This is a genomic window from Bacteroides sp. BFG-606 (assembly GCF_024788145.1).
In the GTDB taxonomy this organism is placed as follows: Bacteria; Bacteroidota; Bacteroidia; order Bacteroidales; family Bacteroidaceae; genus Bacteroides; species Bacteroides vicugnae.
The window spans coordinates 1381351-1406946 of record NZ_JANUIL010000001.1; the positions used below are offsets into that span (position 1 = coordinate 1381351).

14 protein-coding genes and 1 pseudogene are annotated in these 25596 nt (G+C 39.7%); 14 read left to right on the forward strand and 1 reads right to left on the reverse strand.

Annotated elements, in window-relative coordinates; genetic code table 11:
• Nucleotides 1-35: 35 nt before the first annotated feature.
• The 14 genes and pseudogenes from NXV01_RS05025 to NXV01_RS05090 all read left to right on the forward strand — a co-directional run bounded on the left by NXV01_RS05025 (nucleotide 36) and on the right by NXV01_RS05090 (nucleotide 25011).
• Complete coding sequence (locus NXV01_RS05025) at nucleotides 36-794, forward strand: DUF4843 domain-containing protein (protein ID WP_148367840.1); 759 nt, start codon at nucleotides 36-38, stop codon at nucleotides 792-794.
• 18 nt (nucleotides 795-812) lie between these two features.
• The gene (locus NXV01_RS05030; protein ID WP_148367841.1) at nucleotides 813-2519 is read left to right on the forward strand and encodes a PKD-like family lipoprotein; all 1707 of its coding nucleotides are present in this window, start codon (nucleotides 813-815) and stop codon (nucleotides 2517-2519) included.
• A gap of 39 nt (nucleotides 2520-2558) precedes the next feature.
• On the forward strand, nucleotides 2559-4913 hold the full coding sequence (locus tag NXV01_RS05035; RefSeq protein WP_259021837.1) for a DPP IV N-terminal domain-containing protein: 2355 nt from the start codon (nucleotides 2559-2561) through the stop codon (nucleotides 4911-4913).
• Nucleotides 4914-4931: 18 nt separating this feature from the next.
• Entirely contained in the window at nucleotides 4932-7289 is a 2358-nt protein-coding gene (locus NXV01_RS05040) for a DPP IV N-terminal domain-containing protein (protein WP_259021838.1), read from the forward strand.
• Nucleotides 7273-9990 (forward strand): prolyl oligopeptidase family serine peptidase, encoded by a 2718-nt coding sequence (locus tag NXV01_RS05045; protein ID WP_259021839.1) that lies wholly within the window; start codon nucleotides 7273-7275, stop codon nucleotides 9988-9990. Before NXV01_RS05040 ends, NXV01_RS05045 begins: the two co-directional genes overlap by 17 nt.
• Before the next feature lie 4 nt (nucleotides 9991-9994).
• Nucleotides 9995-10417, forward strand: a complete 423-nt coding sequence (locus NXV01_RS05050) for a lipocalin family protein (RefSeq protein WP_148367845.1) — start codon at nucleotides 9995-9997, stop codon at nucleotides 10415-10417.
• Nucleotides 10418-10643: 226 nt separating this feature from the next.
• Entirely contained in the window at nucleotides 10644-11213 is a 570-nt protein-coding gene (locus NXV01_RS05055; RefSeq protein WP_148367846.1) for an RNA polymerase sigma-70 factor, read from the forward strand.
• 90 nt (nucleotides 11214-11303) lie between these two features.
• Nucleotides 11304-12488 (forward strand): FecR family protein, encoded by a 1185-nt coding sequence (locus tag NXV01_RS05060; protein WP_258978939.1) that lies wholly within the window; start codon nucleotides 11304-11306, stop codon nucleotides 12486-12488.
• Between the two features lie 39 nt (nucleotides 12489-12527).
• Nucleotides 12528-15896, forward strand: a complete 3369-nt coding sequence (locus tag NXV01_RS05065) for a SusC/RagA family TonB-linked outer membrane protein (RefSeq protein WP_195649672.1) — start codon at nucleotides 12528-12530, stop codon at nucleotides 15894-15896.
• 24 nt (nucleotides 15897-15920) lie between these two features.
• A complete protein-coding gene (locus NXV01_RS05070; protein ID WP_195649673.1) occupies nucleotides 15921-17342 on the forward strand; it encodes a RagB/SusD family nutrient uptake outer membrane protein in 1422 nt (473 codons plus the stop codon).
• A 26-nt stretch (nucleotides 17343-17368) separates the two neighbouring features.
• The gene (locus tag NXV01_RS05075; protein ID WP_195649674.1) at nucleotides 17369-18058 is read left to right on the forward strand and encodes a DUF4843 domain-containing protein; all 690 of its coding nucleotides are present in this window, start codon (nucleotides 17369-17371) and stop codon (nucleotides 18056-18058) included.
• Between the two features lie 21 nt (nucleotides 18059-18079).
• Complete coding sequence (locus NXV01_RS05080) at nucleotides 18080-19714, forward strand: PKD-like family lipoprotein (protein WP_259021840.1); 1635 nt, start codon at nucleotides 18080-18082, stop codon at nucleotides 19712-19714.
• A gap of 95 nt (nucleotides 19715-19809) precedes the next feature.
• Nucleotides 19810-22396: pseudogene (locus NXV01_RS05085) on the forward strand (zinc-dependent metalloprotease).
• Between the two features lie 8 nt (nucleotides 22397-22404).
• Nucleotides 22405-25011 (forward strand): zinc-dependent metalloprotease, encoded by a 2607-nt coding sequence (locus NXV01_RS05090; RefSeq protein WP_259021842.1) that lies wholly within the window; start codon nucleotides 22405-22407, stop codon nucleotides 25009-25011.
• Between the two features lie 159 nt (nucleotides 25012-25170).
• Here the strand turns inward: NXV01_RS05090 and ybeY are convergent, their stop codons facing one another.
• Nucleotides 25171-25590: an rRNA maturation RNase YbeY gene (gene ybeY / locus NXV01_RS05095; protein WP_007762844.1), complete on the reverse strand. Its 420-nt coding sequence runs from the start codon at nucleotides 25588-25590 to the stop codon at nucleotides 25171-25173.
• Nucleotides 25591-25596: the final 6 nt, after the last annotated feature.

A 25596-nucleotide genomic window follows, 5' to 3' on the forward strand; every position in this document is an offset into this window, starting at 1 on the left:
TACTATTTTAGAATAACTACTTAAAAGAAACGAAAATGAAGAAAAGATATGCTATATGGGGAGTGTTGTTTTACAGCGTATGTCTGATGCTCGCTTCATGTGAAGAGAAGGGATTGTTGGTCAGCAGCAACGACACAGCCTATTTGAAATTCGTTAACGATATGACTAAGGATACTACTACAGTATCTTTTAAAATGTATAATGAAGGTGAGGATGCTGAGATACCGATAGAGGTTTCTGTTTATGGGCAGATGCAGGATGAAGATTTACATTTCAATATAATTGCAGATGTCGAACGTACTACTTTGCCGGCTAATTTGTATGTATTGCCTGCAGATTGTAAGATTAGAAAAGGATTGCTTACGGATACTATTTATGTAACATTGAAGAATGATCCGATATTGAGGACAGAAACGAAGATATTAGCGTTGCAGGTTGTAGAAGCAAATACAGTGAAACAAGGTGATTATTTGTATTCGCGTGCTCTCATTTCTGTTACCGATCGTTTGTTTAAGCCCGACTGGTGGTCGGTGAACGATGCTGGGACGGAGGAAAATCCAGGAAATTCGGTTGATTGGTATTATTTAGGTGAGTACTCAGAAAAAAAGTATCAGATGTTTTTGGACGAGTTGAAAAAGGATGATATGGTATTTGATGGAAAGAACAAGCAGGTGTTGCGTAAGTATTCATTGAGATTGAAGAATACCTTGAAGCAGATGAACGCAGGAAAGGATATGAAAGATTGGGTGAAAGATGAGAATAATAATGTGATTACTGTAGAAGTGGCAGGGTAAATTATAAAATTGCAAAGTATGAAAAAATTAGGAATATATGCAGTGATAGTAGTTTTAGTCGGAGTTGTTTCCAGTTGCTTGGATGATGATAACAACTATAACTACAAGCTGATAAATGAAATGCAAGGTGGTGCACTCAATTTTGAGAACTTTAATTTGGATTATAGTGTGATAGAAGGAGAAGAATTGGTATTGGCACCTACTTTTAAGTTTACAATAGATAGTATTACACCGGATGTCAGCTATGAATGGTATGTAGATAAGAAGTTGCAGACAGGCGAAACAGGTCCCACTTATACATTTAAAGCCGAAAAGAGTGGCACATATCAAGTGACATTTGCGGTAACAGATAATAAGACGGGAGTTCAGTTCGGGAAATCCACAACCATTAATGTGAGATCTATCTATCAGCGTGGCTGGGTGATTTTGTCGAATGATGGTGGGAGATCTGTGCTCCATTTCATTGTGCCTACAACACAACGTTATCAGGTAACGTATGGTGGAGAGACGTTTACTCGCGATTCGTTGGTTTATCATATAGTAAAACGTGATATTGTCTCCAATCTTGGTTCAAATCCGAAAGGGTTAATGAACAATATTGGTGAAATGGATTATAATAGCGAGTATGGGATTGGCGTGTATGATGAGTTGGTGGTGAAGCAAGATCGATGGGTCGAACTTAATGGCAATACGTTGGAACGCGAGGTATATACGGATGAAGAATTTCACGGAGATATCCCAGCTGATTTTTCTCCGGTAGAAGCTGCTATGACTTTTTCATCCAAAGCACTACTGGACGAGAATGGATTGATTTATTGGGAAAAAAAGGCGGATATAACGGATTTTCATGCGGGTACTTATATGCCCATAGGATTGAATAATAATACTCGGTTCAGTCGTTTATTCCAAGCCTACAAGTTTAATAACAATATTACAGATGTGATGCTTGCATTGACGGAAGAAGATAATTCATTGGTGGGAATCTTGGATATGGGATATGCTACTAATGGTACAGTGATTACTGAAAATTCCAGCTATACAAGTGGAAATATGTATAATATCACTGATCCGAGTGGAGAAGATCATTTCTCGAATATAGAGAAGACTGTGGTGGATGCATTACCCGCTCCATACAACTCTGGGAATGATATAACATCAGCTGAACCATATTGGACAGTTCTGCTGAAAGATGAAGCAACATCGGTGTATGAATTACGTTATTTCGGACTGGAGGCTGAAAGAAGGTATGTTGGTTGCTTGGAAGGTTGGTATTACGAGGCTTCTTTGGGCCTTATCAATGATTATCGTGGTATGGCTAATTTTGGAAACAAGCGTTATGCGGTCATTGCCAGCGGAAACCAACTTTATTATTATCAATATGGTTGGGATGCTTATGGAGATGTGGAATATAGAGGTGAATTGATGCCATTGGGGGAACCGTTACCTGCGGCTGTTAAGACGTTGTCGGGTATGGATGTAACCACTAACTTATATAAACAGAAGTATCCTTATGCCGGGCAATTAGGAGTTGCTTTGGAAGACGGAAGTTTCTATATATACAGTGTTGTAGAAACAAGATTGGAAGATGGGACGTGTACGGCGGTTTCTCTTAAACAACAATTCCCGAATGAAACCACTTCGGAAGAAAACAAGAAGTTTGGTAAAATAGTAGATGTTCTTTATAAACTGGGACGCGGTATGGATTATATGTCATTTGCGTTCTAGAAGAACTTTAAAAGCATTTTTTGATAATAAATAACCATTATGGTATTAAAACAACTTTTTATTGCCGGCAGCTTGTCTTTTACTCTTGCATTGCAAGGATGGGGACAGGCTTCTACTGGGCATGATACAGTACAAGCTAATTATGAATTGGCGGAGAAGTTTCATGAATTTACATTAGGGGGAAAACTGTCTAATAATAGTATGTCCCTTTATCCGCATGAAATCAATGATACGGATAATTTCTGGTTTGATTTTACGACTTCGGCAGGTAAACACTACTATTATGTCAACCCCAAGGAGGGAAAGAAGGAGTTACTTTTCGATAACGAAGAAATGGCTATGTTGCTTTCCGGCTTAACTCATGAGGTTGTGAATTCGGTAAGATTGGATCTGTCAGAATTAAAGTTTGCAAAAGATCAAAAGTCATTTGTATTCAGTTACAGGTCGAAAAAGTATGATTACAATCGAATTACCCGCAAATTGAAAGAGGTGCAGGAGAAAAAGGCAGATGACAGAGATGCCGAGCCGATATATTCATGGATGAATTTTTCTCCGGATAAGAAGTACATACTGTATGCGAAAGACCATAACTTGTATGTGAAGGGCAACAAGGCATTGGGAGTAGACACTACGGAAGTGCAATTGACTACGGACGGAGTCCCTGATTTTTCGTATGCTCGTGAGGATGATGCGGGGGAGAATGGTGAAGTTCCTTCTAATGCTCGTTGGTGTCCTGATAGCCGGCATGCATATATTGTGCTTGATGATAATCGGAAATTGCGTGACTTTTGGGTGATTAACTCGATTTCGGACAAGCCGGAGTTGAAGAAATATAAGTATGAATTTCCGGGAGATAAATATGTAACCCAGAATGAACTTGTAATCATTGATATTGTAGAGCGGACTGCGAGAAAAGCGAAGATACAGAAGTGGAATGACCAGTATGTGATGCCTTTTAATGTAACGTCGGATAGCAAGTATGTTTTTTTTGAACGTACCAAACGTACATGGGATGAGGTTGATGTGTGTTCGGTCAATACCTCTACCTTGGAAGTCAAAGAACTGATTCATGAGGTGGATAAGCCTTATCGTGATCCGCATGCACGTAGTGTGGAAGTGCTGAATGATGGAAAAGATATTCTATTTCGTTCCGAACGTACTGGATGGGGACACTATTATCATTACGACGGTCAAGGGAACCTGAAAAATGCGATATCTTCAGGACCGTGGGTAAGCGGACATATTGCCGCTATTGATACGCTGCAACGTACGGTTTATTTTTATGGATATGGAGATGACCCGAAGATCAATCCGTTTTACTATCGTTTGTATAAGTCCAATATGGATCGCGAGGGAGCAACTCTACTCACTAAAGAAGACGGGCAGCATCGGGTAATCTTTTTGAAGTCTAAGCGCTACTTCATTGATACATTCTCAAGAGTCGATATGGAGCCGAAGATATTATTGAAGGATAATACCGGCAAGGTGATTATGGAGCTGGCAAAACCTGATTTAAGTCAAGTATATGCTGCTGGCTGGAAGAAACCGGAAAATTTTGTGGTGAAAGCTGCCGATAATGTTACAGATTTGTATGGAGTGATGTGGAAGCCGTCTAACTTTGATCCGGAAAAGAAATATCCGATTATCTCGGTTGTTTATCCGGGGCCATACTTTGGGTTTGTACCTACTAACTTTACGTTGGATGATAGCTATTGTACTCGTATGGCGCAGCTTGGCTTTATTGTAATCACTGTAGGACATAGGGGAGATACTCCGATGCGGGGAAAGACATATCACCGTTATGGTTACGGCAATATGCGTGATTATCCGTTGGCAGATGACAAATATGCTATTGAGCAGTTGGCTCAACGTCACTCGTTTATTGACGGTCAGAAAGTTGGTATCTACGGACATTCCGGTGGCGGATTTATGGCTGCAGCTGCTATCTGTACTTATCCTGATTTTTATACGGCAGCTGTCTCTTGCTCTGGGAACCATGATAACAGTATCTATAATCGTGGTTGGGGAGAATGTTACAACGGTGTAAGAGAAGTAGAGAAAGTGGTGAAAGACAGTTTGGGCAATGAGACTAAAGATTATGAATACAAGTTTAGCGTAAAGTCGAATGCTGAGATTGCCAAAAATTTGAAAGGACACTTGATGCTTGTCACTGGAGATATGGATAAGAACGTGAATCCTGCACATACATACCGTATGGCGCAGGCTTTGATTGAGGCCGGTAAGGATTTTGATATGCTTGTCATTCCCGGAGCCGGTCATGGGTACGGTTCTGCCGATAAGTATTTTGAGAAGAAAATGTACCGTTTCTTTGCCAAACATTTGCTAGGTGATGCCCGTGCAGACTATTGGGGAGATATTAACCGTAGTAAATAAGACAATAGATAAGATTTTATGAAAAACTATCTCTTTAGATGTTTGTGCTTGGCAGTTGCTTTAGTATCATGCAACCTTACTGGTGCACAACAAAAAGCGAATTATCAGTTAGCGGAAAAGTTCCGTTTGTTGGAGCAGAACCCTATAGCTAAGTATTCTACAGAAGTCAGGCCGAGGTTTATCAATGATACGGATTGTTTTTATTACTCCTTTACAACACGTGAAGGGAAGAAATACTATTATGTTAATCCGAAGAAAAAGGAGAAATGCTTGTTGTTTGATACGGATGAGTTATTGAGCAAAATTGCAGTATATACTAAGAAAGCCTATTCTTCAGCAGATCCGCATTTGTCTTTCACATTTATGGAAGACAACGAAACTATTCGTATTGATTTTGACAGTGGACTTTATACATACAATATCCATACGAAAGAATTGAAGCAACTTGATGAGAAGCCGACTTATAAGACTGGCGACCCGTATTGGATGAAATATTCTCCGGATAGCTTGTATTTTCTTTACGCCAGCAAGGATAATTTGTATTTCGTTGGAAACCCGAAAAAGGGACAGGATACAATCCCGGTTCAATTGACGACGGACGGTATGCCGGATTATACATTCAATCGTGAAGACGAAGGTAAGATGGAAGGTCGTTTCGGAGCCGAATCAGCTCACTGGATTCCGGGAAGCCACCGTTTCTATGCTGTCCGTGAAGACAACCGAAAGGTTCGTGACTTGTGGGTTATTAATTCTTTATCCAAGCCTTCTCCTGAATTGATTCCTTATAAAGCCGAATTGGCCGGCGATAAAAACGTGACTCAATATGAATTACTGTTGGGAGATATAGACAAGCGGGAAGTTAAGAAGGTGGATATCAATCGTTGGCCGGATCAGTATATTGATGTATTGTATGCGTCAAAAGACGGAAAACGCTTGTACTTCCAACGTTATAACCGTACATGGAACCAGTCGGATATTTGCGAAGTGGATGTAGAGACCGGAAAAGTGCGTGTGGTGATTCATGAAGAAAATAAGCCGTATCTCGATTATCAGATGCGTAATGTTTCTTTCCTGAATGACGGAAAAGAAATCCTGTTCCGTTCCGAACGTAACGGTTGGGGGCATTATTATCTGTATGATACAGCAACAGGAAACCTGAAAAATCAACTGACAGACGGCACTTGGGTAGCCGGTCCGGTTGCGCAGATTGATACTATCGGACGCAAGATGTATTTCTATGGTTACGGACGGGAGAAAGGAATTGACCCTTATTACTATATTCTTTATGAAGCTCATTTGGATCGTCCGAATGCACTCCGTCTGTTGACGCCGGAGAATGCGTCACACGAAGTCAGTATCTCTCCGTCCTGTCGCTATCTGGTAGATTCATATTCTACTGTGTCGCAGGAGCCGGTAAATGTGGTTCGTAACCGGAATGGGAAGGTAATCATGACATTGGAGAAACCAGACTTGCAACCTGTCTATGAAATGGGCTGGAAAGCTCCGGAACGTTTTAAAGTAAAAGCAGCCGACGGAGTAACCGACCTTTATGGTGTGATGTGGAAGCCCGCCGATTTTGATTCGACGAAAGTTTACCCTATCATTTCGAATGTTTATCCGGGGCCGTTCTTCGAGTATGTGCCGACTCGTTTTACAATAAATGATGTTTATAATACCCGTTTGGCTCAATTGGGATTTATTGTAATTACCGTAGGGCACAGAGGCGGTACTCCGATGCGTGGAAAGGCTTATCACACCTACGGATATAACAATATGCGTGATTATCCGCTGGCGGATGATAAATATGCTATTGAGCAACTGGCTGCCCGCTATCCGTTTATAGATGCTACCAAGGTAGGTATTTACGGTCACTCAGGCGGCGGATTTATGTCGGCTGCTGCTATTTGCACTTATCCGGACTTTTATTCGGCTGCTGTCTCATCGGCTGGTAACCATGACAATCGTATTTACAATAAAGGTTTCGTGGAGATTCATTATGGTGTAGATGAGAAGGTGACAACGACTAAAGACAGTTTGGGAGTAGAAAGCAAAACGTATGATTATAGTGTACGTGTGCGTCCGAATCAGGAACTGGCGAAGAATTACAAGCATGGATTGCTGTTGTTTACCGGTGCCATAGACCAGACTGTGAATCCGGCCAATACTTTACGTCTGGTAGATGCTTTGATTAAAGCGGACAAGGACTTTGATATGTTTGTGCTGCCGAAATGTACTCATGGATTCTTCGGTGAGTCCGAGCGCTTTTTTGAGCATAAAATGTGGCGTCATTTTGCACGTTTGTTGTTGTACGACAATTCGGCGGATTGTGATGTTGATTTGAATAAAGATATGATAAAAGATGAAAGGAGAAGATAAAATGAAGCGGACAAAAATGGGAATCGGATTAATGGTAGGGTTGTTAATCGGTTTTGTTCCGAATGTCGATGCTCATGCACAGAAGAAACCGCTAGATATTGAAGCCTGTATGTCGTGGAAACGTGTCGAATCACCTGATATTTCTCCGACAGGACGATGGGTAACCTATCGGATTTCTCCTATGGAATATAATCCTGAAAACAAAGAGGCAAAGACTTTGCATTTGTTTGATACACATACCCGTAAGGAGATTTTGTTGGATGATGTGGAAAACATAGATTTTTATAATTCAGATCAGGCTCTTTCTTATCAGAAGGCGGACTCTGTGGGAAATATGAAAACGATTTTGATGGAGTTGCCTTCAGGTGTAAAGACCGAATGGGCGTATAAAGAAATTTTTCGACCGGTAAATGGGACTCCTTATTCGGTTTCAGTAACAAACGTTCCGAAAGATACAATCAATCATGTTCCTTCTTTTGATCGTTTAGTGGTTCGTAATATCAAAACCGGCACTGCTTTCCAGATTGACAGTATTGGCTATTATACTTTGTACAATGAGGGACGGTCTATTGTCTTTGTACACAGACAAGCGAAGGGTAATGCTTTGTGCTATGGACCACTGGCCGGACCTTATCAGACTATTTATCAGAGTCCTGTAAAGAAGGAACCGGCTTCTTTCAGTTTGAATACAAAGCGGATGACAGGAGAGTTTTGTGTGAAAGATTCATTATGGTACAATTTTTCTTTGAAGAAGAATACCTGTGATTTGGTATTTGATCGTAAAAACATTGTTCTTCCTACTGGGATGGAACTTGTTCGCGCTAGTCTGTCGCATAGTCAGGCGTTTCTGACGATGGAACTCCGGCCTTGTCAGGAAAAAGTGGAGCAAAATAAAGAAGAGGCAAAGCCGGATAAGAGTTTCGAACTGGAATTGTGGACTTGGAATGAATGCGAAGTTCCTCCTTTGCAGACTCGCAGCCATTATTTCCGTCCTCAATATTCGAAATATATTTATGATATTGCTTCCAAAAAAGTGACGGAAGTAGCTCCGGATTATGCTGATTTGTTGGTGCCGGACCGTGCGGAAGAGATTCATCATGTACTTTATACAGACGAAACCCCTTACCATATGCAGAAGGAATGGCATCATGATATACCATTTGATGTCTATTCTGTGAATGTACATACGGGGGAAAAGCGGTTAGTAGGACGTAGTTATCGGACAAGACCGAAGTGGTCGATGAACGGCAAATGGGCTGTAATGTATGATCCTGTTGCACAAGTGTGGAATAAGTTTGACGGAACAACGGGTGAGGTTACTGATGTTTCAACGGCTATTGGATATCCTGTATTCGAGGAGACTTATGACAAACCGAATCCTGCACCTGCTTATGGTATTGCAGGCTGGACTGCCGATGGTAATCATGTGCTGATTTATGACGCTTATGACTGGTGGAAAATAGATTTGACCGGAGAAAGTCAACCAGAATGTTTAACCAAAGGATATGGTCGTAAAAATCAGAAATCTATCCGTAAAATGACCAGCAATATTGATAAGGAAGTATTCGAACCGAACGAGACGGTCATGGTCAGCGTATGGGATGAAAACACAATGGATGAAGGTGTTTATTTACTTGACATGAAAGGTCGCTTGAAGAAGCTCGCAGAAGGTCCTTATATCTATGCAATTCATCGTTTCTCTGACAATCAGAAGTTTTGTATCTGGAATCGTCAGAATATATCAGAATTTCGTGATCTGTGGTGGAGTAAATCTGATTTCTCTGATCCAATTCGTATAACGAATGCTAATCCTCAACAAAGTGAATACAAATGGGGTACTGCAAAGTTAGTGGAATGGACCAATTATGAGAATAAACCTAATAAGGGAATACTTTATCTGCCGGAAGATTATGATGCAAAAAAAGAATATCCCGTACTGGTGCAGTTTTACGAGACACATTCCGGAGGATTGAATACTTATCATGCTCCTATGTTGAGCAGTGCAATGGCGGATGTGATGTATTTTGTCAGCAATGGATATGTTGTATTTATGCCGGATGTACACTTCACCATAGGAACACCTGGGCAGAGTTGTTACGATGCCGTGGTAAGTGGAACAAAATATTTGATAGAACAGGGGATAGCACATCCGGGGAAGATAGGTTTGCAAGGGCATAGCTGGTCAGGATTTCAAACCAGTTATCTGGTGACAAAGACAGATATATTCGCTTGTGCTAATATCGGAGCTCCTATTACTGATATGGTGACTGGTTATCTGGGAATCCGTAATGGTAGCGGCTTGCCGCGTTATTTCATGTACGAAGAATGGCAAAGTCGTATGGGAAAGACATTGTGGGAAGCCAAGGATAAGTATTTGGCAAGTTCGGCTCTCATAGAGGCAGATAAGATACATACACCATTGCTAATTTGGCATAATGATAAGGATGAAGCCGTTGCTTACGAACAAGGTCGTGCACTTTATCTGGCTATGCGTCGTTTACAGCGTCCGGCATGGCATCTTAACTACAAGGGCGAGGGACATTTCCTTAGTAGTCAGGCCGCTCAGAAAGATTGGACCATTCGGATGATGCAGTTCTTTGACTATTACCTGAAAGGAACAAAAGAGCCGCGTTGGATGAAAGAGGGTATTCATCTAAGAGAACGCGGAATTGATCAAAAATATGACTTATTAGAAAAATAAAAAAATGAAGAAACTATTAATTACAGTAATAGCTCTGTCTTGCTTTGCATTCAGCAGCTACGGACAAGACAAGGTGGAAAAACAAATTATTGGTAAATGGTGTAATCCTTATACCTATGAATCTACTGGTGAACTCAAAGGATTTGAGTTTAAAAAAGGCGGGAAATGTTCTGCTGTTAATATTCCTTCTTTGGATTTAAAGACTTGGAAGATTGATAAGGACGGTTATTTGATTATCGAAGGTTTCAGCAAGGAAGACGATGGAAAGGTAGAAGTGTATAAAACACGTGAACGCATTGGAAAGTTGACAACTGATTCTTTGGAATTGGTAGCTCAGGATGGACCTCCGCGATTGGCTTTTCTATATCTGAATATGAAATCAATCAAGAAATTGGTTACTCCTGAAGTAGCTCCTGACAAGAAGTAATAAATCTCTCTCTTAATAATTTAGTGTTAATATTAGCATCGTGTTGCTAATGAAAACGCCCTGTCGTAGTGATTATGATGGGGCGTTTTTTGTTATTTTAGTATCTGAATTGTATCTTTCTGTGTAAAAAAATATTAATTTCATGAGGTATGCTCTGAGTAATTTAATATTATATTTAGTATGGAATATCGCTATTTAATTGTATTTTTGGCACAAAATACCCAAAATGGATAGCAAAGAGATTTCCATAGAGCAGATAAATAAACTGGATGCTACAGCTTTTCGTATGCTTTATAAAACTTATTATAAGGCATTGGTTTGCTATGCAATACAGATAACAGGGGAATCTGGAGCTGCAGAAGATATTGTACAGGAGCTGTTCTCTACCATTTGGGAAAAGCAAATGTCATTTAAGTCATTGGTGTCATTTAAGGCTTATTTATATAATTCCGTTCGGAATGCTTCAATTGATTATCTCAAGCATAAGGATGTTGAATTTGATTATTTGCAAAAGATAATAGAATCACATCAGGCATACAGTATAGGAGATGATGAGGAGGATGGTTTCTTCACTGAGGAGATTTTTCGCCAACTGTTTATGACTATTGACTCTTTGCCAGAACGTTGCAGACAAGTTTTTTTGTTGTATATGGAAGGTAAGAAAAACGAGGAAATAGCAGCCGTGCTTTGTGTTTCTCTTGAGACCGTTAAGACACAAAAGAAACGGGCAATGTCTTTTCTTAGGAAAAAATTAGGTCCACATCATTTTGCGTTGCTCTTGTCTATTCTTCCATAGAAAAGATGTTTCTTAAAAAAAAGTTGCTTTAACTTGTCCCTCATTTTATCTGTTTAGTCGTCTTTTATATAAATGATGCAAAAACATATAATGGAACGTAAAAGAAACATAAATTCTGTAATTCATGATCAGTTACTAGGACGGCTTTCAGAAGAAGAAAGGAAGCGATTGCAGGTTTGGATTGAAAGTTCTTTGGAAAATAAAAAGAACTATGAATGTTTAATGCATGGTACTGATTTGGCTGAAAGATATCGTCTGTCTGCAACGGTAGACGAAGAACAGGCATGGAAAAAATTTCAGAAAAAACATTTTCAAGTTCGTGGAATCCATCGCAGAATGCTTTGGAAATATGCTGCTATCCTTATGATACCCGTGATTATTGGTGCAGCCATTTGGGTTGGAATGTGGCGAAATGCCGATACCGGACCTGTAAGAGTACAGGACGATCAATTAGCAATGTTACGGTCGGAAAAGATGGGAAAGCAGAAAGCTATCCTTGTATTGGCCGGTGGGCAAGAAATTGAATTGAAATCGGTTACTAATCAATCATTGCAGGATTCGACTATTTTGCCGGTGTTATCCCCCAAGGTTGTGAAAGAAACACAAACAGAAAATGAAGAAGTTGCTGCTACTGACAATAATAAATTAGTCACTTATGATGATAGTGAATTTTGGCTCACCTTTGAGGATGGAACAAAAGTTCATTTGAACTATAACACAACTTTAAAGTATCCGTCGCATTTTAGCACTGTTAGCCGTACTGTTTATTTGGATGGAGAGGCTTATTTTCAAATAGCTAAGGATGACAAACGACCGTTTCGGGTTATAACAGCAAATGGGATTGTCAAGCAATATGGTACCTCTTTTAATGTTAATACATATGTAGCCGGAGTCACGAAAGTGGTACTGGTGGAAGGGGCTATCAGTGTCCTTCCTAATCAGGGAGATGAACATAAGATACATCCTGGAGAACTGGCTGTACTAAATGGAGCAACACAAGATGTTCAAATCAGCAAGGTAGACATATCACCTTATATAGCTTGGAATAGTGGGCGTTTTGTATTTGACAATTGTTCTTTGGAAACTCTTATGGAGGTGATATCCCGTTGGTATGATAAGAAGATAATGTTTGAAGATGAAGATATAAAGACGATACGTTTTACCGGCGACCTTGATCGTTACGGTTCCATAATCCCTATATTAAAAGCAATTCAAAGAGTTACTCATCTGAAAATGGATGTTGAAGGCGAAGCTATTATTATTAGAAGAGAATAAAACAATTATTAACCACATTTACTAAAAAAGGAGGAGTCCATGCAAATAAAAAGGGCCAGAGAGCGTATTGTGATGTCTCTCTGTATTATTTTTCTGTTGTTCGCACCGATATCGGCAACAGCGCAGTCTAATTCAATGAAAGTATCCCTTAATTTAAAGTCTGCATCAGTTAAAGAGTTTTTTGATGCAGTGAAAGCTCAGACAGGCTTGAACTTTATTTATAACACTGAGCAAGTAAAGAGTATGTCTCGTATCACGATCCAAAGTAAGGGGCAACCTATTACTGAAGTTTTGGATAAAGTATTGGCTAATACAGGCTATACTTACGAGATTGAAGGCAATATTGTGACTATTGTATATCAACAGCCAAAAGAAAAGAAAAAAACTGTAACCGGAGTTGTAGTAGATGAAGAAGGAGGACCCTTGCCGGGAGCTCATATCAAGTTACTAAAAACAAATACTTCAGCGGTAACAGACAGTCAGGGCAAATTTTCTATTAATTTATCGAATCAGTACAATCCTGTATTGTCAATCTCTTATTTAGGTATGAGTGCACAGGAAATAAAAGTTGTCAATGATAAACCTTTGCGAATAGTGATGAAGCCGGACGAAAAGCAGCTGGATGAAGTCGTGGTGACCGGTTATGTGAAAATTAGTAAGAATAGTTTTACAGGAACTTCGGTGACTGTTTCTGCAGATCAATTAATGTCAGTGTCAAAAACCAATGTATTGGGGGCTCTGCAGGTATTTGATCCTTCTTTTCGTATTGCAGAAAATAATCTGGCCGGTTCAGATCCGAATAAAGTGCCAGAATTGTATATTCGTGGCCGTTCCGGTATTGGAACAACCGAGCTGGATGCGGAAAGTCTTTCTAAGTCATCTTTGGAAAATAATCCGAATCTTCCTACCTTCATTATGGATGGATTTGAGATCTCTGTGCAAAAGTTGTACGATATGGATCCGAGTCGTATTGAGAGTATTACTATCTTGAAAGATGCTGCTGCTACGGCAATGTATGGTTCACGTGCTGCGAATGGTGTGGTTATTATTACCACTGTAACTCCTAAACCGGGTAAGATTAATGTGAACTATAATTTTACAGGAACATTGGAATATCCGGATTTGACGGATTATAACCTTATGGATGCACGCGAAAAGTTGGAAACAGAAGTAGCTGCAAAGCTATTTAAGGCTGATCCGAAAAGTGAGAATTATATTACTGAACAAAATAAATTGGATGAGATTTATAATAAAAAGTTGAATAATGTAGTTCGTGGAGTGAATACATATTGGTTATCAAAACCATTACGTACTGTTTTTAATCATAAACATAGTCTCTATTTAGATGGTGGTACGGAAGACCTGCGTTGGGGAGTTGATCTCTCTTATCACAAAGATGCAGGTGTGATGAAGGAATCTTTTCGTGATCGTATGTCAGCCGGGCTTTCGTTGTCTTATAGATTGGGGGCATTCCAATTGCGTAATTATCTATCTTATACATATACTAAATCGTCAGACTCTCCTTATGGAAGTTTCTCTGATTATACTTCTAAGTTGCCGTATGATGAGTATTTGGATGAATATGGGAATTATTTGAAAACGACTTATGGGTGGAATGCCACAAACGGGAGTGAAAATCCTTTATATGAAGCTACTTTGGGTAGTTATAGTCATGATAAATCATGGGAGTTAATTGACAATATCGAGTTACTTTGGAATATCACTCCCCACTGGTTATTGAAGGGGCAGTTTAGTATTACGAAGTCAAATTCGGAAGCAAATGATTTTTTAGATCCCCGTTCGCAAAAAAATGAAGAAAAACTTGCATTTAATAATGTTGTTTCCGGACAATTGGACGTAGTAACTAGTAATAGCTTGAGCTGGGATGCAAATTTGACTATTTCTTATAATCATAGTATAAAGAAGAATAATCTTAATTTTCTGGCAGGTGTGAATGCTAGGTCCAGCGCAGGTAATGGATTGGCTATATCCTATCGGGGATTCCCTTCAGGAACACTCTCTGCGCCGGGATATGCGCACTCTATTTATGGTAATCCCTCTGCGTCTGATATGAAGAGCCGCTTGTTGGGTGCTTTGGCTACCTTCAACTATTCGTATGATAATATTTATCTTGCTGATGTGTCTACCCGTTTTGATGGAAACTCAGAGTTTGGATCTGATAATCGTTTTGCTCCTTTCTTCTCAGGAGGGGTAGGGTTGAATATTCATAACTATAAAAGGTTGAAAGATTGGGAATGGCTTGATCGCTTGAAAATTCGTACAACTTACGGCGTGACAGGTAAGGTAAACTTTTCTCCCTACGATGCACAAACTATGTATCGTATTACTACAGATAGATGGTATAAAACCGGGCTTGGAGCTTCGCTTATTGCTTTGGGGAATTCTAATCTAGGTTGGGAAAAGACAGGAAACTGGGACTTTGGTGTTGATTTGAATATGTTTGATGGACTGTTTCAAATGGATTTCTCTTATTACCGTAAAAAGACAAAAGACTTGGTGACTAATATTACACTACCTAGTTCTACAGGATTTACTTCTTATAAGGATAATATCGGAGAGGTGATGAATAAGGGGATAGAGGTTCAAATTAGAAGTACGTTACTTAATACCAAGGACTGGATGGTGGCTTTGTATGCTAACTTAGGACACAATAAAAATGAAATTTTAAAAATCTCAGATAGTCTGAAAGATTACAATAACAAGGTTTTGGCTAAATATGAAGATTATGACAAAGCATATGAGCGAACCAAACAAGAGTATGCGGATACTCATCTGCAATATGTGGAAGGTGGTTCACTGACCTCTATCTTTGCTGTACGTTCATTGGGGATTAATCCGTCTGATGGCAAGGAGATATTTGTGAAACGTGATGGAACTATCACTTACGATTGGCATGCTGCCGATCAAGTGGTGGTAGGTAATGAAGAGCCGAAGGCCCAAGGTTCTTTTGGGTTGAATTTGCGTTGGAAGAATTTTACTTTATTTTCTTCTTTCTTGTATGAATTTGGTGGACAGCGTTACAATCGTACTTTGATAGATAAGGTTGAGAATGCCCGTATTTCATCACAGAACGTAGACCGTCGGGTCCTGACTGGACGTTGGCAAAATGTAGGGGATCGTACACCGTATGCTGCATTGCAGACTCAATTGGTTGCTACCACTCGTCCTACTAGTCGTTTTATACAGGATTATAATATGCTGACGTTTAATTCACTTACATTGGGTTACGATTTTGATTCTTCTTGGTTGAAGAAGTATCATTTAGGCATGTTGCGATTAGAACTTTCTGGTAACGATCTTTTCCATGTGTCTACAGTACGTGCTGAACGTGGATTGGATTATCCGTATTCTCGTTCTTTTGCTATATCACTTAAAATGAGTTTATAATTTGAAACTGTTAAAGTTAGAATAATGATAAATAAGAAAAAAAACATATTATGTTCGTTGCTTACTCTGCTTTTGATGAGTAGCTGTAATTGGTTGGAAGTATCACCGAGCAACGAGGTGAACGCTGACGATATGTATAGCAATGGAGATGGTTACCGCAATGCATTGAATGGGCTTTATTTGCAATTGTCGGGAAGTACTCTTTACGGCAAAAATATGAGTTGGGGCTTTATAGAAGTATTAGGACAGCAGTATCTGACAGAGAAGATGAAAGCTACGGAGGTTTATGCTAAAGCAGCTTCATATAAATATGATGATACCGATGTAAAGTCGATCATTTCAGGATTATGGACCGAAAGCTATAATGCCATCGCCGGATGTAATAAACTTATTAGTATGGTGAGTGAAGCTGATCCTGCTCTTTTTGTTGAGAATGAGATGGAAAGGGACTTGGTTTGGGGAGAAGCGTTAGCATTACGGGCATTGTTTCATTTCGATATTCTTCGTATGTTTGCTCCTTCTATGGAGGTAAATGATGGGAAAAGCTATATTCCTTACGTAGATTCTTATCCGGTGATAAGTACTGCATATTATTCTAATGCTGATATTTTGAAAAAAATAGAAGCTGACTTGTTGAAAGCACAGAAGTTGGTAGCAAAGTGTGATGTGGAGAAACATCCGGTGTGGATGGAAACAGAATACCGTATGTTTGGAAAGGGACTTGCTGGTGAGCTTCCTGAAGAGGTTTTCTTTGCTTTTCGTGGATTCCGTATGAATTATTATGCTGTTACTGCTTTATTAGCAAGAGTATATATGTGGGAAAAGGAATATAAGAAAGCGTTTGATTGTGCAGATGAGGTAACAAAAGCTTCTAATAACAAAAAAACGTTATTTGGATTTACAGAAACGTTGAGTGGTGATATGAAGGATTGTACGAATTTGATTTTTTCTGTGAATAGTGAAACGTTGCTTGATGATTACAAGCCTTTTGTAACAAGTGGTAATGATAACTTATTCTTGTTCAATGTAGAAGATATTTATGAAGGTTCAAGTGAGGATCAGCGGGGAAAGGTATGGGTCAGCAATTTGGGAAGCTTACAATATTCTAAGAAATACTTATTAGAGGAATCAGAAACGGGATATGATGTTATTCCGGTACTTCGTTTGAGTGAAATGTACTACATTATGGCAGAGTATTATGCCCAAAATGGGAATTTCACAGAGGCGGGGAAGATGGTTGACAAGGTTCGTTCGGCAAGAGGACTGATTTCTAGTTCTTCTAATTTCTCTTCAATGGAGGACTTTAGGAGAAAATTACTGAAAGAGATGCGTAAAGAATTTGTGGGTGAGGGACAGCTTTATTTTCAATACAAGCGTTTCAATGATAAATCATTGTCCGATAATGTGAAATTTGTATTCGACCTTCCAGAGAATGAAGATATTTAATGAATAAAATGATTATGTACATATTTATGAAACCATATATATTGTTGTTACTTTTTGCTTGCTGTTTGTTTTCCTGTTCGGAAGATGAGATAGAATCATATTATGGTGGGCAATACTTATATTTTAGTCAATTGAAAGATGCTGAAGAAGATGAAAATGCAATTCGGGTTTCTTTCAATAACTATCCGTTAGATAATGAATTGACTGTAAAAATTAGTTTGGGATTAGTAGGTGATCCGTTTACGAAGGATGCTCCTTACAAGATAGGTGTTGTGAAAGAAAAAACCACAGCTTTGCCTGAAAATTATAGTATCCCTCAGAATCCTGTGTTTAAAGCAAATTCTGCTACGGATAATTTGGAGTTGAAACTTATTAAGACAGAAAACTTGACTGAAGATGTTTCGCTTCTATTGAAGATTGAGGCAAACGATTATTTCGCGGGGAGTGTTCAGAACTTTGATACTATTCGAGTGGTGTTCAATGCTGTGGAAAGTCAGCCATTATGGTGGGATAAGGATGTGAAGAACGTTTATTTGGGCACTTATTCACGTGCCAAGTACAGAGCTTTGGTACAATATGGTGGTGAGGGAGCAGCTGATTTTGGTAGTATGAATGCTTCGCAAAAACGCCAATGTGCCTTACGCTTGAAGGATGCCATTGCACTATATGGTTTAAAAGAGGACGATGGAAAGGCTATGACCGTACCTATTTACTAATTTTATAGAATGAAGACGAAAATGATTAAGATAAAATTAATGTTTGTAGCGGTGATTTTATCATGTTGCCTATTCTCGGCTTGTTATGAGGATAAGGGAAACTATGATTATCGGCAGATAAATGATATCACGATACACATCCCATTGGAAAACAATGAATACGTGATGGGAGATAAATTGGAAATAACTCCCAACCTGGAGTTCGCAGTTGGAAAGGAATCGAATGAATTAACCTACTCGTGGACTTTCGGTGGGAAGGAGATATCTACAGAACGAAATTTGAATTGGATTGTGGACGATCCGGGACAATATAAGGATTTGCGTTTGGCTGTAAAGGATGAAATTACTGGTGTGACTTATTTCGGTACAGCATTGATATCGGTTATTTCTCCATATGCTTCGAGTGCTTGGGTGGTTTTGTCGGCCAAAGAAGATGGGACAACGATGTTGACTTATATGCGTCCCACTCGTACGGAAGCAGAAAATGAGGAAGATCGGAAATACACATTGGATGTTACTAAAGATGTATTTGGTCTTTCTAATGAAGGGGCATCATTGGGTGGAAAACCGCTATCTATGGAGCAACATTTTGTTACTCAATGGGAAGGGGAAGATAATACAAGCTGGTTGTGGATTACTCAACAAGGAGGTCAAGGCTGTGTGGATGTATCCGGTAGCTCATACCAAATAGAAGGAACATTGCCGGCCATGTTCATTAATGCCAGTTATCCGCAAGGATTTGAACCGCAAAGTGTATATGATATGATCTATCTTTCAATGGCTATAGGGAAGGATGGTAAAATTTATACTCGCGTAAAGGATGTGTACGAGTTATTTAATACTAATTATTTTTTGGATGACAGACCTTTACTTTATGAAGGCAATCCTGTAGATGGAACTATGATAGCCAAGACGCCTGAGTTTTATACGCATGGAGGAACTTTGTTATTTGATAAGAATTCTAATCGTTATTTACATATAGCTGACCTGAAAACTGAAGTTTTTGTAATTGGAGGTGGCATGACAGAAAAGAATTATTCAGGTAATGTACTTGCTTTAGAAGCTTGGGATGAACGTTTTGACAATATGGAGGGGTGTGTAGTACATTATATTGGCGTTGCAGAATCTCCTTATGATTGGGGTGGTTCTTTAAGTTATAAATCTGTTATAGAGAAAGGAGGAAAATACTATATTCAAGATTTTGAGGTGGATGATTATACAGGTGGTTCTTATCCTCCAGGTGCTTATTTTAATAGTCAAGATGAAGTCCCTTTTGACGGATTGATAGGTGCAGGTAAGAAAAACGTGTATTCACTTTGCTATTATCAACAAACAGATCGTCCATACTTGTTATTTAGTAGCGATAATATCCTTTATTTATACTATTTTGAAGGCGATGCAGGTAAAAAATTGGTAAAGTTTGCTACATTTAACGCACCGATAACAGGAATTGACACCGGAGGTGGTGCATACGAAGGACACGCTGGAGTAGGATTGGAAAATGGAGACTTTTATGTGCTGGATTTAAGTAAGTCGGTATTAGAAGAGGTGATTAAAAATGGGGATAGTGATAAAAAAGTGTTGTTTAAACAAGAAAGTTTAGGCAAAATTGTGCAAGTGCTTTTCAAACGGAAGGCAACTCGTGATTCCTGGTAAAATTGTCAAATATGAAAAAGGAAAACACTTAAAGGAAATATATAGTAATGTACAAAAAAATCTATTTACTTCTTTTGGTTGCATTATGCGGGGCTATGATTACTCCCGCTGTAGCCAAGAAGAAAAGCAAGAAAAAAGCTTCAACAGAAGCTACGACAAAAAAAGAAAGAGAAAAAAGAAACCAAGTATGATAAGCTGTTTAAGGGTAAGAAAGTCACGACGGCAAAAGGTTTCATCACTCTTCATCAGTTTGATAACAAAGTTTATTTTGAGTTGCCGCTCAAAGTGCTCAATCGTGATATCCTGTTGGGATCTACAATTGCAGAAACAACGGACAATCAGTTTGGATGTGTAGGAGAGAAGTCTAGTGATCCTTTCTTGATTCGTTTCGTGCAGCGTGATTCAACGATTACATTGCGTCGTGTGCAGGCAGGGCAATTCTCGGACGATCGTGAGATTAAAAAACGTCTGCAGAGTAGTACAATGCCGGCTATCGCCGAAACTTTTGAGATAAAGGCTTACAATAATGACAGTACCGCGGTTGTATTTGATATGACCAGCTATCTGTTGAGTGATAAGAAAATGCTTTCTCCTTTCTCTCCTTATTCATTGATAGAAATGATGGGAGGGAGCGTTGATAAGAATTTTGAAAAGGAAAGTTCTTTTATACAAGGCATCAAAGGCTTCGAAGACAATATCAGTGTTCGTTCCTTGCTGACTTATAAAGTAAGTGTAGGAGCTAAAGGAAGTTATGCAGTAAAAAACATGCCTTTCTCGGCTGTGATGAACCGTAGCTTTATCTTGTTGCCGGAAAAGCCGATGCGTCATCGTTATGCCGATCCGCGTATTGGTATTTTCGAACACTCTATTGTTGAGTTTGCTTCCGAAGGACGCGGATTGCGTACTCGCCATATTGCTCATCGTTGGAATCTGGAACCATCGGATTCTGCCGCATATCTGCGTGGAGAGTTGGTAGAGCCTAAAAAACCTATTATTTTCTATATTGATGATGCATTTCCGTTGAGTTGGAATAAATATATCCATAAAGGAGTTGAGGTATGGCAGAAAGCATTTGAGAAGATTGGCTTTAAGAATGCGATTATAGCAAAGGATTTTCCTAAAGACGATCCTAACTTTGATCCGGAAAACATCAAATATTCTTGTATCCGTTATGCCCCTTCTACAGTAGCTAACGCAATGGGACCTTCTTGGATTGACCCTCGCTCGGGAGAGATTATAAACGCATCAGTAACGGTATATCATAATATTGTGCAGTTGGTTCAATACTGGCGTTTCTTGCAGACTGCCCCGGCAGATAAAGAAGTTCGTGATGTAGTGTTGCGTGAAGATTTGTTGGGAGACTGTATCGCTTACGTACTTTCTCATGAAGTAGGGCATACTTTGTCCCTGATGCACAATATGGCGGGTTCTTCTTCCATTCCTGTAGAGTCGTTGCGTGATCCGAAGTTTACTCAGGAATATGGAACAACCTATTCTATCATGGATTATGCACGTAATAACTATATAGCACAGCCGGGTGATAAGGAGAAAGGAGTACGTATGACACCTCCTGAACTTGGTGCTTATGATTATTATGCGATCTCTTGGTTGTATAAACCGATATTTGAAGCGAAAACATCTGAAGAAGAAATTCCTATACTGGACAAATGGATCAGTGAGAAATCGGGTGATCCTAAGTATCGTTATGGTAAGCAGCAGTTTAAACGTCGCTTTGACCCGAGTTCCGTAGAAGAAGATTTAGGGGATGATCCTGTGAAAGCTTCAGAGTATGGACGTCGTAATCTGCAATATATCCTGAAACATATTAATGAATGGGTAGCAGACAAAGATAAGGATTTTGAGTTCCGTACTGCTTTATATGATGAGATTGTCTACGGATATGTACGCTATTTAAGCTTCGTGTTAGCAGATATCGGAGGTATTTACCTGAATGAGCGTTATGATGGAGATCAACGTCCGAGTTATCAGACTGTGTCGAAAGAACAACAGAAAAAAGCATTGAATTTTTTGCTGAATGAGTTGAAGGATCTTTCTTGGTTGGAGGCGGATGAGACCTTGAAAGAGTTCCCTATTCGTACTTCTGTAGCTATGCAAATGGAGAATGCGATTATTGATGGTATTTTATCCCGTTGTGGTGCTGTTTCTATCTGCTCGAACAAGGCAACATCCGCTCCTTATACTCAAAAAGAATATCTGGCAGATATCGAACGTTTTGTATGGGCACCAACACGTGCTGGTAAAACTTTGACAGATACGGAGATGCGTTTGCAGATGAATTATTTGACAAAATTGATAGAAGGATCTGTAACTGGAGTTGCTAAAAATGCGACTCGTAAAGGCATTACGGATATGTATGGTATTATTGAAATTCCTGAATGGTTGAAGGCTGCTTCGCGTGAGCGTTTCGGCATTATCTCGGAAGAGTTTATGGGATGTTTTAATAATAAGCATGCTGAGATGCAGGCAGCTCGTCTGGAGGAAATTAGCGGTTTTGAAGATGATGTTGATTTAAAGGCTCCGTTGGAACCGATGGAACACGTTTATTTCGGTGAACTGAAGAAAATCCGCAGCTTGGTTGCAGCAAGTGCTTCTACCGGCTCTGCTGATACGCAACGCCATTATCGCTTATTGTTGTACAAAATTGACCAGGCATTAAAATGATAGGAAGTATGAGAAATAGATATAGTAAGATACTTTGTTTATTGCTTCTTTTTATGTGTTGCCTGCCACAAGACGGAAATGCGATATGGCCTTTTAAAAAGAAGAAAAAAGAGGAAAAGAAAGAAGTACTGACACCTTATCAGAAGCTTTTTAAGAATAAGAAAGTACAGACAGCTCATGGGTTGATGACTATTCATAAGGTGGAAGACAAGATATATGTGGAGTTTCCGGTTGCGATGTTGGGTCGTGAGCTGTTGTTCACATCTTCCATTGAGAATACAAGTGATGGGGGAGAAGGTGCACCGGGACAGTTGGGAGGAACAGATGTACGTCTGCGTTTTGAGATGATCGATTCTACAGTCGTGGCACGTATGCCTTTGTTGAGCAAACCTGTCAATACGAGTGGTGATTCTGATATCGCCCGTGCGCTGAATAATTCACATAATCCGGGCATCTTCAAGAGCTTTAAAGTGTTGGCGTGTACGCCGGATAGTTCGGCTCTTGTGGTGAATATGAAAAGCTTATTCTTGGAAGGTTCGGCTTTTACCAAACCTTTTCCGTCGACTTCTGCTAACGGCTATTATGGTTTTGTGTCTCGCGACCACTCATTAGAATCTGATAAATCGTCTATTTTAGGCGTTTCTGCTTCCGGAGATAATATTACCGTTCGTGAGGAATTGGCATATAAGGTGAATCATACCTTGATGGGAGCTTATAGCATGTATGAGAATGTTCCGTTGACGGCTGTAGTAAATAAAATGTTATGCGTTTTGCCCGAAGAGCCGATGACTCCTCGCCTGGCTGATTCACGTCTTGGATTGACCACACAGTTGAAAAGTGATTTTGTCGGAGCTGGACAAGAGGTGAAGAATATACGCTATGCAAAACGTTGGCGGATTGAGCCTTCGGATTCTGCTGCTTATCGTCGGGGTGAACTGGTGGAACCGAAGAAACAATTAGTATTCTATATTGATAGCTTACTACCCGTCAAATGGCATCCTTATGTTAAAGCTGGAGCGGAATCTTGGAATAGAGCTTTTGAAAAGATTGGTTTTAAGAATGTGATTTGTGTGAAGGAGTTTCCTGAAAATGACACTTTGTTTAATGCACACAGTTTGGACTGCATGACCATCCGTTATTCTGCTTCATGGATGAATACTGCACAAACAACTCTTCACTCTGATGCTCGTACCGGTGAGATCTTGAATGCTTCTATTTTGATTAATGCAAACCTGATCAGTGTACAGTATATAGACCGTATTGCGGCAACTGTAGCAACCGATCCTCGTGTCCGTACTGTCATTTTCCCACAAGAGGTACAAGGTGAGCTGATTCAGGCTGCTATTGCCCAGGCGGTAGGAACAGGGCTGGGACTTTCTGCGAACTGGGGAGCTTCTGTTGCTTATCCGGTAGACTCTTTGCGTTCTGCTAGCTTTACACAAAAGTATGGTTTGGCTTCTTCTGTTATGGGTGGGGTAGTGATTAATGATGTAGCTACGGCAGATGATGTCCGGAAGGGAGTACGCTTAGTTAATACGAACCCTGGACCGTATGATGAGTTGGTTATTAAATATCTGTACCAACCTATTTATGCTTCTTCATTACAAGAAGAGAAAGTGACGTTGGATAGCTGGATTCGTCAACGCACAGGAGATCCTCATTATGCTTATATACGTAGTCAGCCCCGTTTCGATTCGGATCCGCGTAATAGTCGTGGCGGTTTGGGAGACGATCATTTGAAGTCATTTGATTATATGCTTTCCAATATCCGTACCGGTTGTGAGAATTATTATACTTGGTTCTCAGAAGGAGACAGGGATATGACAATGCGGAAGCGGGTATATTCAGCACTTTGTGATCGATTGAACAGTCGTGTATATGCGGTTCTTTCGTATGTCGGTGGTATTTATCTTAACGATATTCGTGAAAAAGATGTGATTCCGAGTTACTCGATGGTAGACCGCGAGAAGCAAAAGGCAGCATTGGATAGGGTTCTTCGCCTGGCAAAAGAACTGGACTGGATAGAGAGTACGGCTCGTGCTACAGATTTTACAATTGCTGATAAAAAGGCCGATATGATGCGTTTGAATATTTTCAAGAATATCTTTAATCGTTTGCCTTATATCGAAGTGTGTACGGAACGTTTCCCGGAAACAGCTTATACGGCTTCCGAATATTTGGATGACATTTATAATGTAGTATGGGAAGGAACTCTGAAACATCGTCCGTTGGGTAATGTTGAGAAAGCTCTGCAGACAGCTTTTCTGGAAAGTATCATTGCCACCTCTACGGTAACTGCACCTATTGGTAGCTTTAAGGCTTCAAAGGCGTCATTTGCAGATACACGGAAATCGGAAATTAATCTGACGGCTTTACGTGAAGGAGAGAATGTAGAGCATCATTTGTGCTCTTTGCAGGCTCCTGAAGAAATAAGTGGTTTTTCATCTGTTCCGCCTATTTATACGAATCAGACGAAAGTTGCTGCATATTATTTTGATCTGTTGATGCGTACGAAAGAGATGTTGGAAAAGAGTATTTCGACTATGCCTGAGGCTGATCGTTCACATTATGATCTTTTAATCTATCGCATAAACAAAGCGGTAGAGATAAAATAATAAATTTCTCTCTCTTAAATAATTTAATGTTAGCATCGTATTGCTAATGAAGCGCCCCACTGTAGTGATTACGATGGGGCGTCTTTGTTATAGTGTACGTTACAGTGTATGTTTTAATAAATTGAAAACTTTTTGAAATCGTTTGCTATCGAGGCTTGCTTACACTTGTCGCATAGCTAATGCTTTGTTTTCCGCAGCTTCCATAATTTCCCGTTCTCCGGGTCCTTTATCGTTAATACCGCAGAGATGAAGAATCCCGTGGATAATGACACGGTGCAGTTCGTCGTCATAAGAAGCGCCAAATTGCTCCGCATTAGTGCGTATTGTGTCCAGGCTAATGAATAAGTCTCCTGATAAACGATCGCCTTCACAATAATCGAAAGTAATGATATCCGTGTAGTAGTCATGTTGCAGATATTGACGGTTTACCTCCAGAATCTTTTCGTCCGAGCAGAAGATATAAGCGATTTCACCGAGTCTTTTTCCGTAAGAAGCTGCTACGGCTTTTATCCATTCCGTAGTCTCACGTTTCTTGATATCAGGCATTTTTACGCCTTCTGTTTGATAAGTTACAGCCATAATTGA

Bases quoted from the DNA above. Each gene is read 5' to 3' on its own strand.
- NXV01_RS05035 (WP_259021837.1), top strand. From the start codon at position 2,559: ATGGTATTAAAACAACTTTTTATTGCCGGCAGCTTGTCTTTTACTCTT.
- NXV01_RS05080 (WP_259021840.1), top strand. From the start codon at position 18,080: ATGATTAAGATAAAATTAATGTTTGTAGCGGTGATTTTATCATGTTGC.
- NXV01_RS05025 (WP_148367840.1), top strand. From the start codon at position 36: ATGAAGAAAAGATATGCTATATGGGGAGTGTTGTTTTACAGCGTATGT.
- NXV01_RS05030 (WP_148367841.1), top strand. From the start codon at position 813: ATGAAAAAATTAGGAATATATGCAGTGATAGTAGTTTTAGTCGGAGTT.
- NXV01_RS05060 (WP_258978939.1), top strand. From the start codon at position 11,304: ATGGAACGTAAAAGAAACATAAATTCTGTAATTCATGATCAGTTACTA.
- NXV01_RS05065 (WP_195649672.1), top strand. From the start codon at position 12,528: ATGCAAATAAAAAGGGCCAGAGAGCGTATTGTGATGTCTCTCTGTATT.
- NXV01_RS05055 (WP_148367846.1), top strand. From the start codon at position 10,644: ATGGATAGCAAAGAGATTTCCATAGAGCAGATAAATAAACTGGATGCT.
- NXV01_RS05090 (WP_259021842.1), top strand. From the start codon at position 22,405: ATGAGAAATAGATATAGTAAGATACTTTGTTTATTGCTTCTTTTTATG.
- NXV01_RS05070 (WP_195649673.1), top strand. From the start codon at position 15,921: ATGATAAATAAGAAAAAAAACATATTATGTTCGTTGCTTACTCTGCTT.
- NXV01_RS05045 (WP_259021839.1), top strand. From the start codon at position 7,273: ATGAAAGGAGAAGATAAAATGAAGCGGACAAAAATGGGAATCGGATTA.
- NXV01_RS05040 (WP_259021838.1), top strand. From the start codon at position 4,932: ATGAAAAACTATCTCTTTAGATGTTTGTGCTTGGCAGTTGCTTTAGTA.
- NXV01_RS05050 (WP_148367845.1), top strand. From the start codon at position 9,995: ATGAAGAAACTATTAATTACAGTAATAGCTCTGTCTTGCTTTGCATTC.
- ybeY (WP_007762844.1), bottom strand. From the start codon at position 25,590: ATGGCTGTAACTTATCAAACAGAAGGCGTAAAAATGCCTGATATCAAG.
- NXV01_RS05075 (WP_195649674.1), top strand. From the start codon at position 17,369: ATGAAACCATATATATTGTTGTTACTTTTTGCTTGCTGTTTGTTTTCC.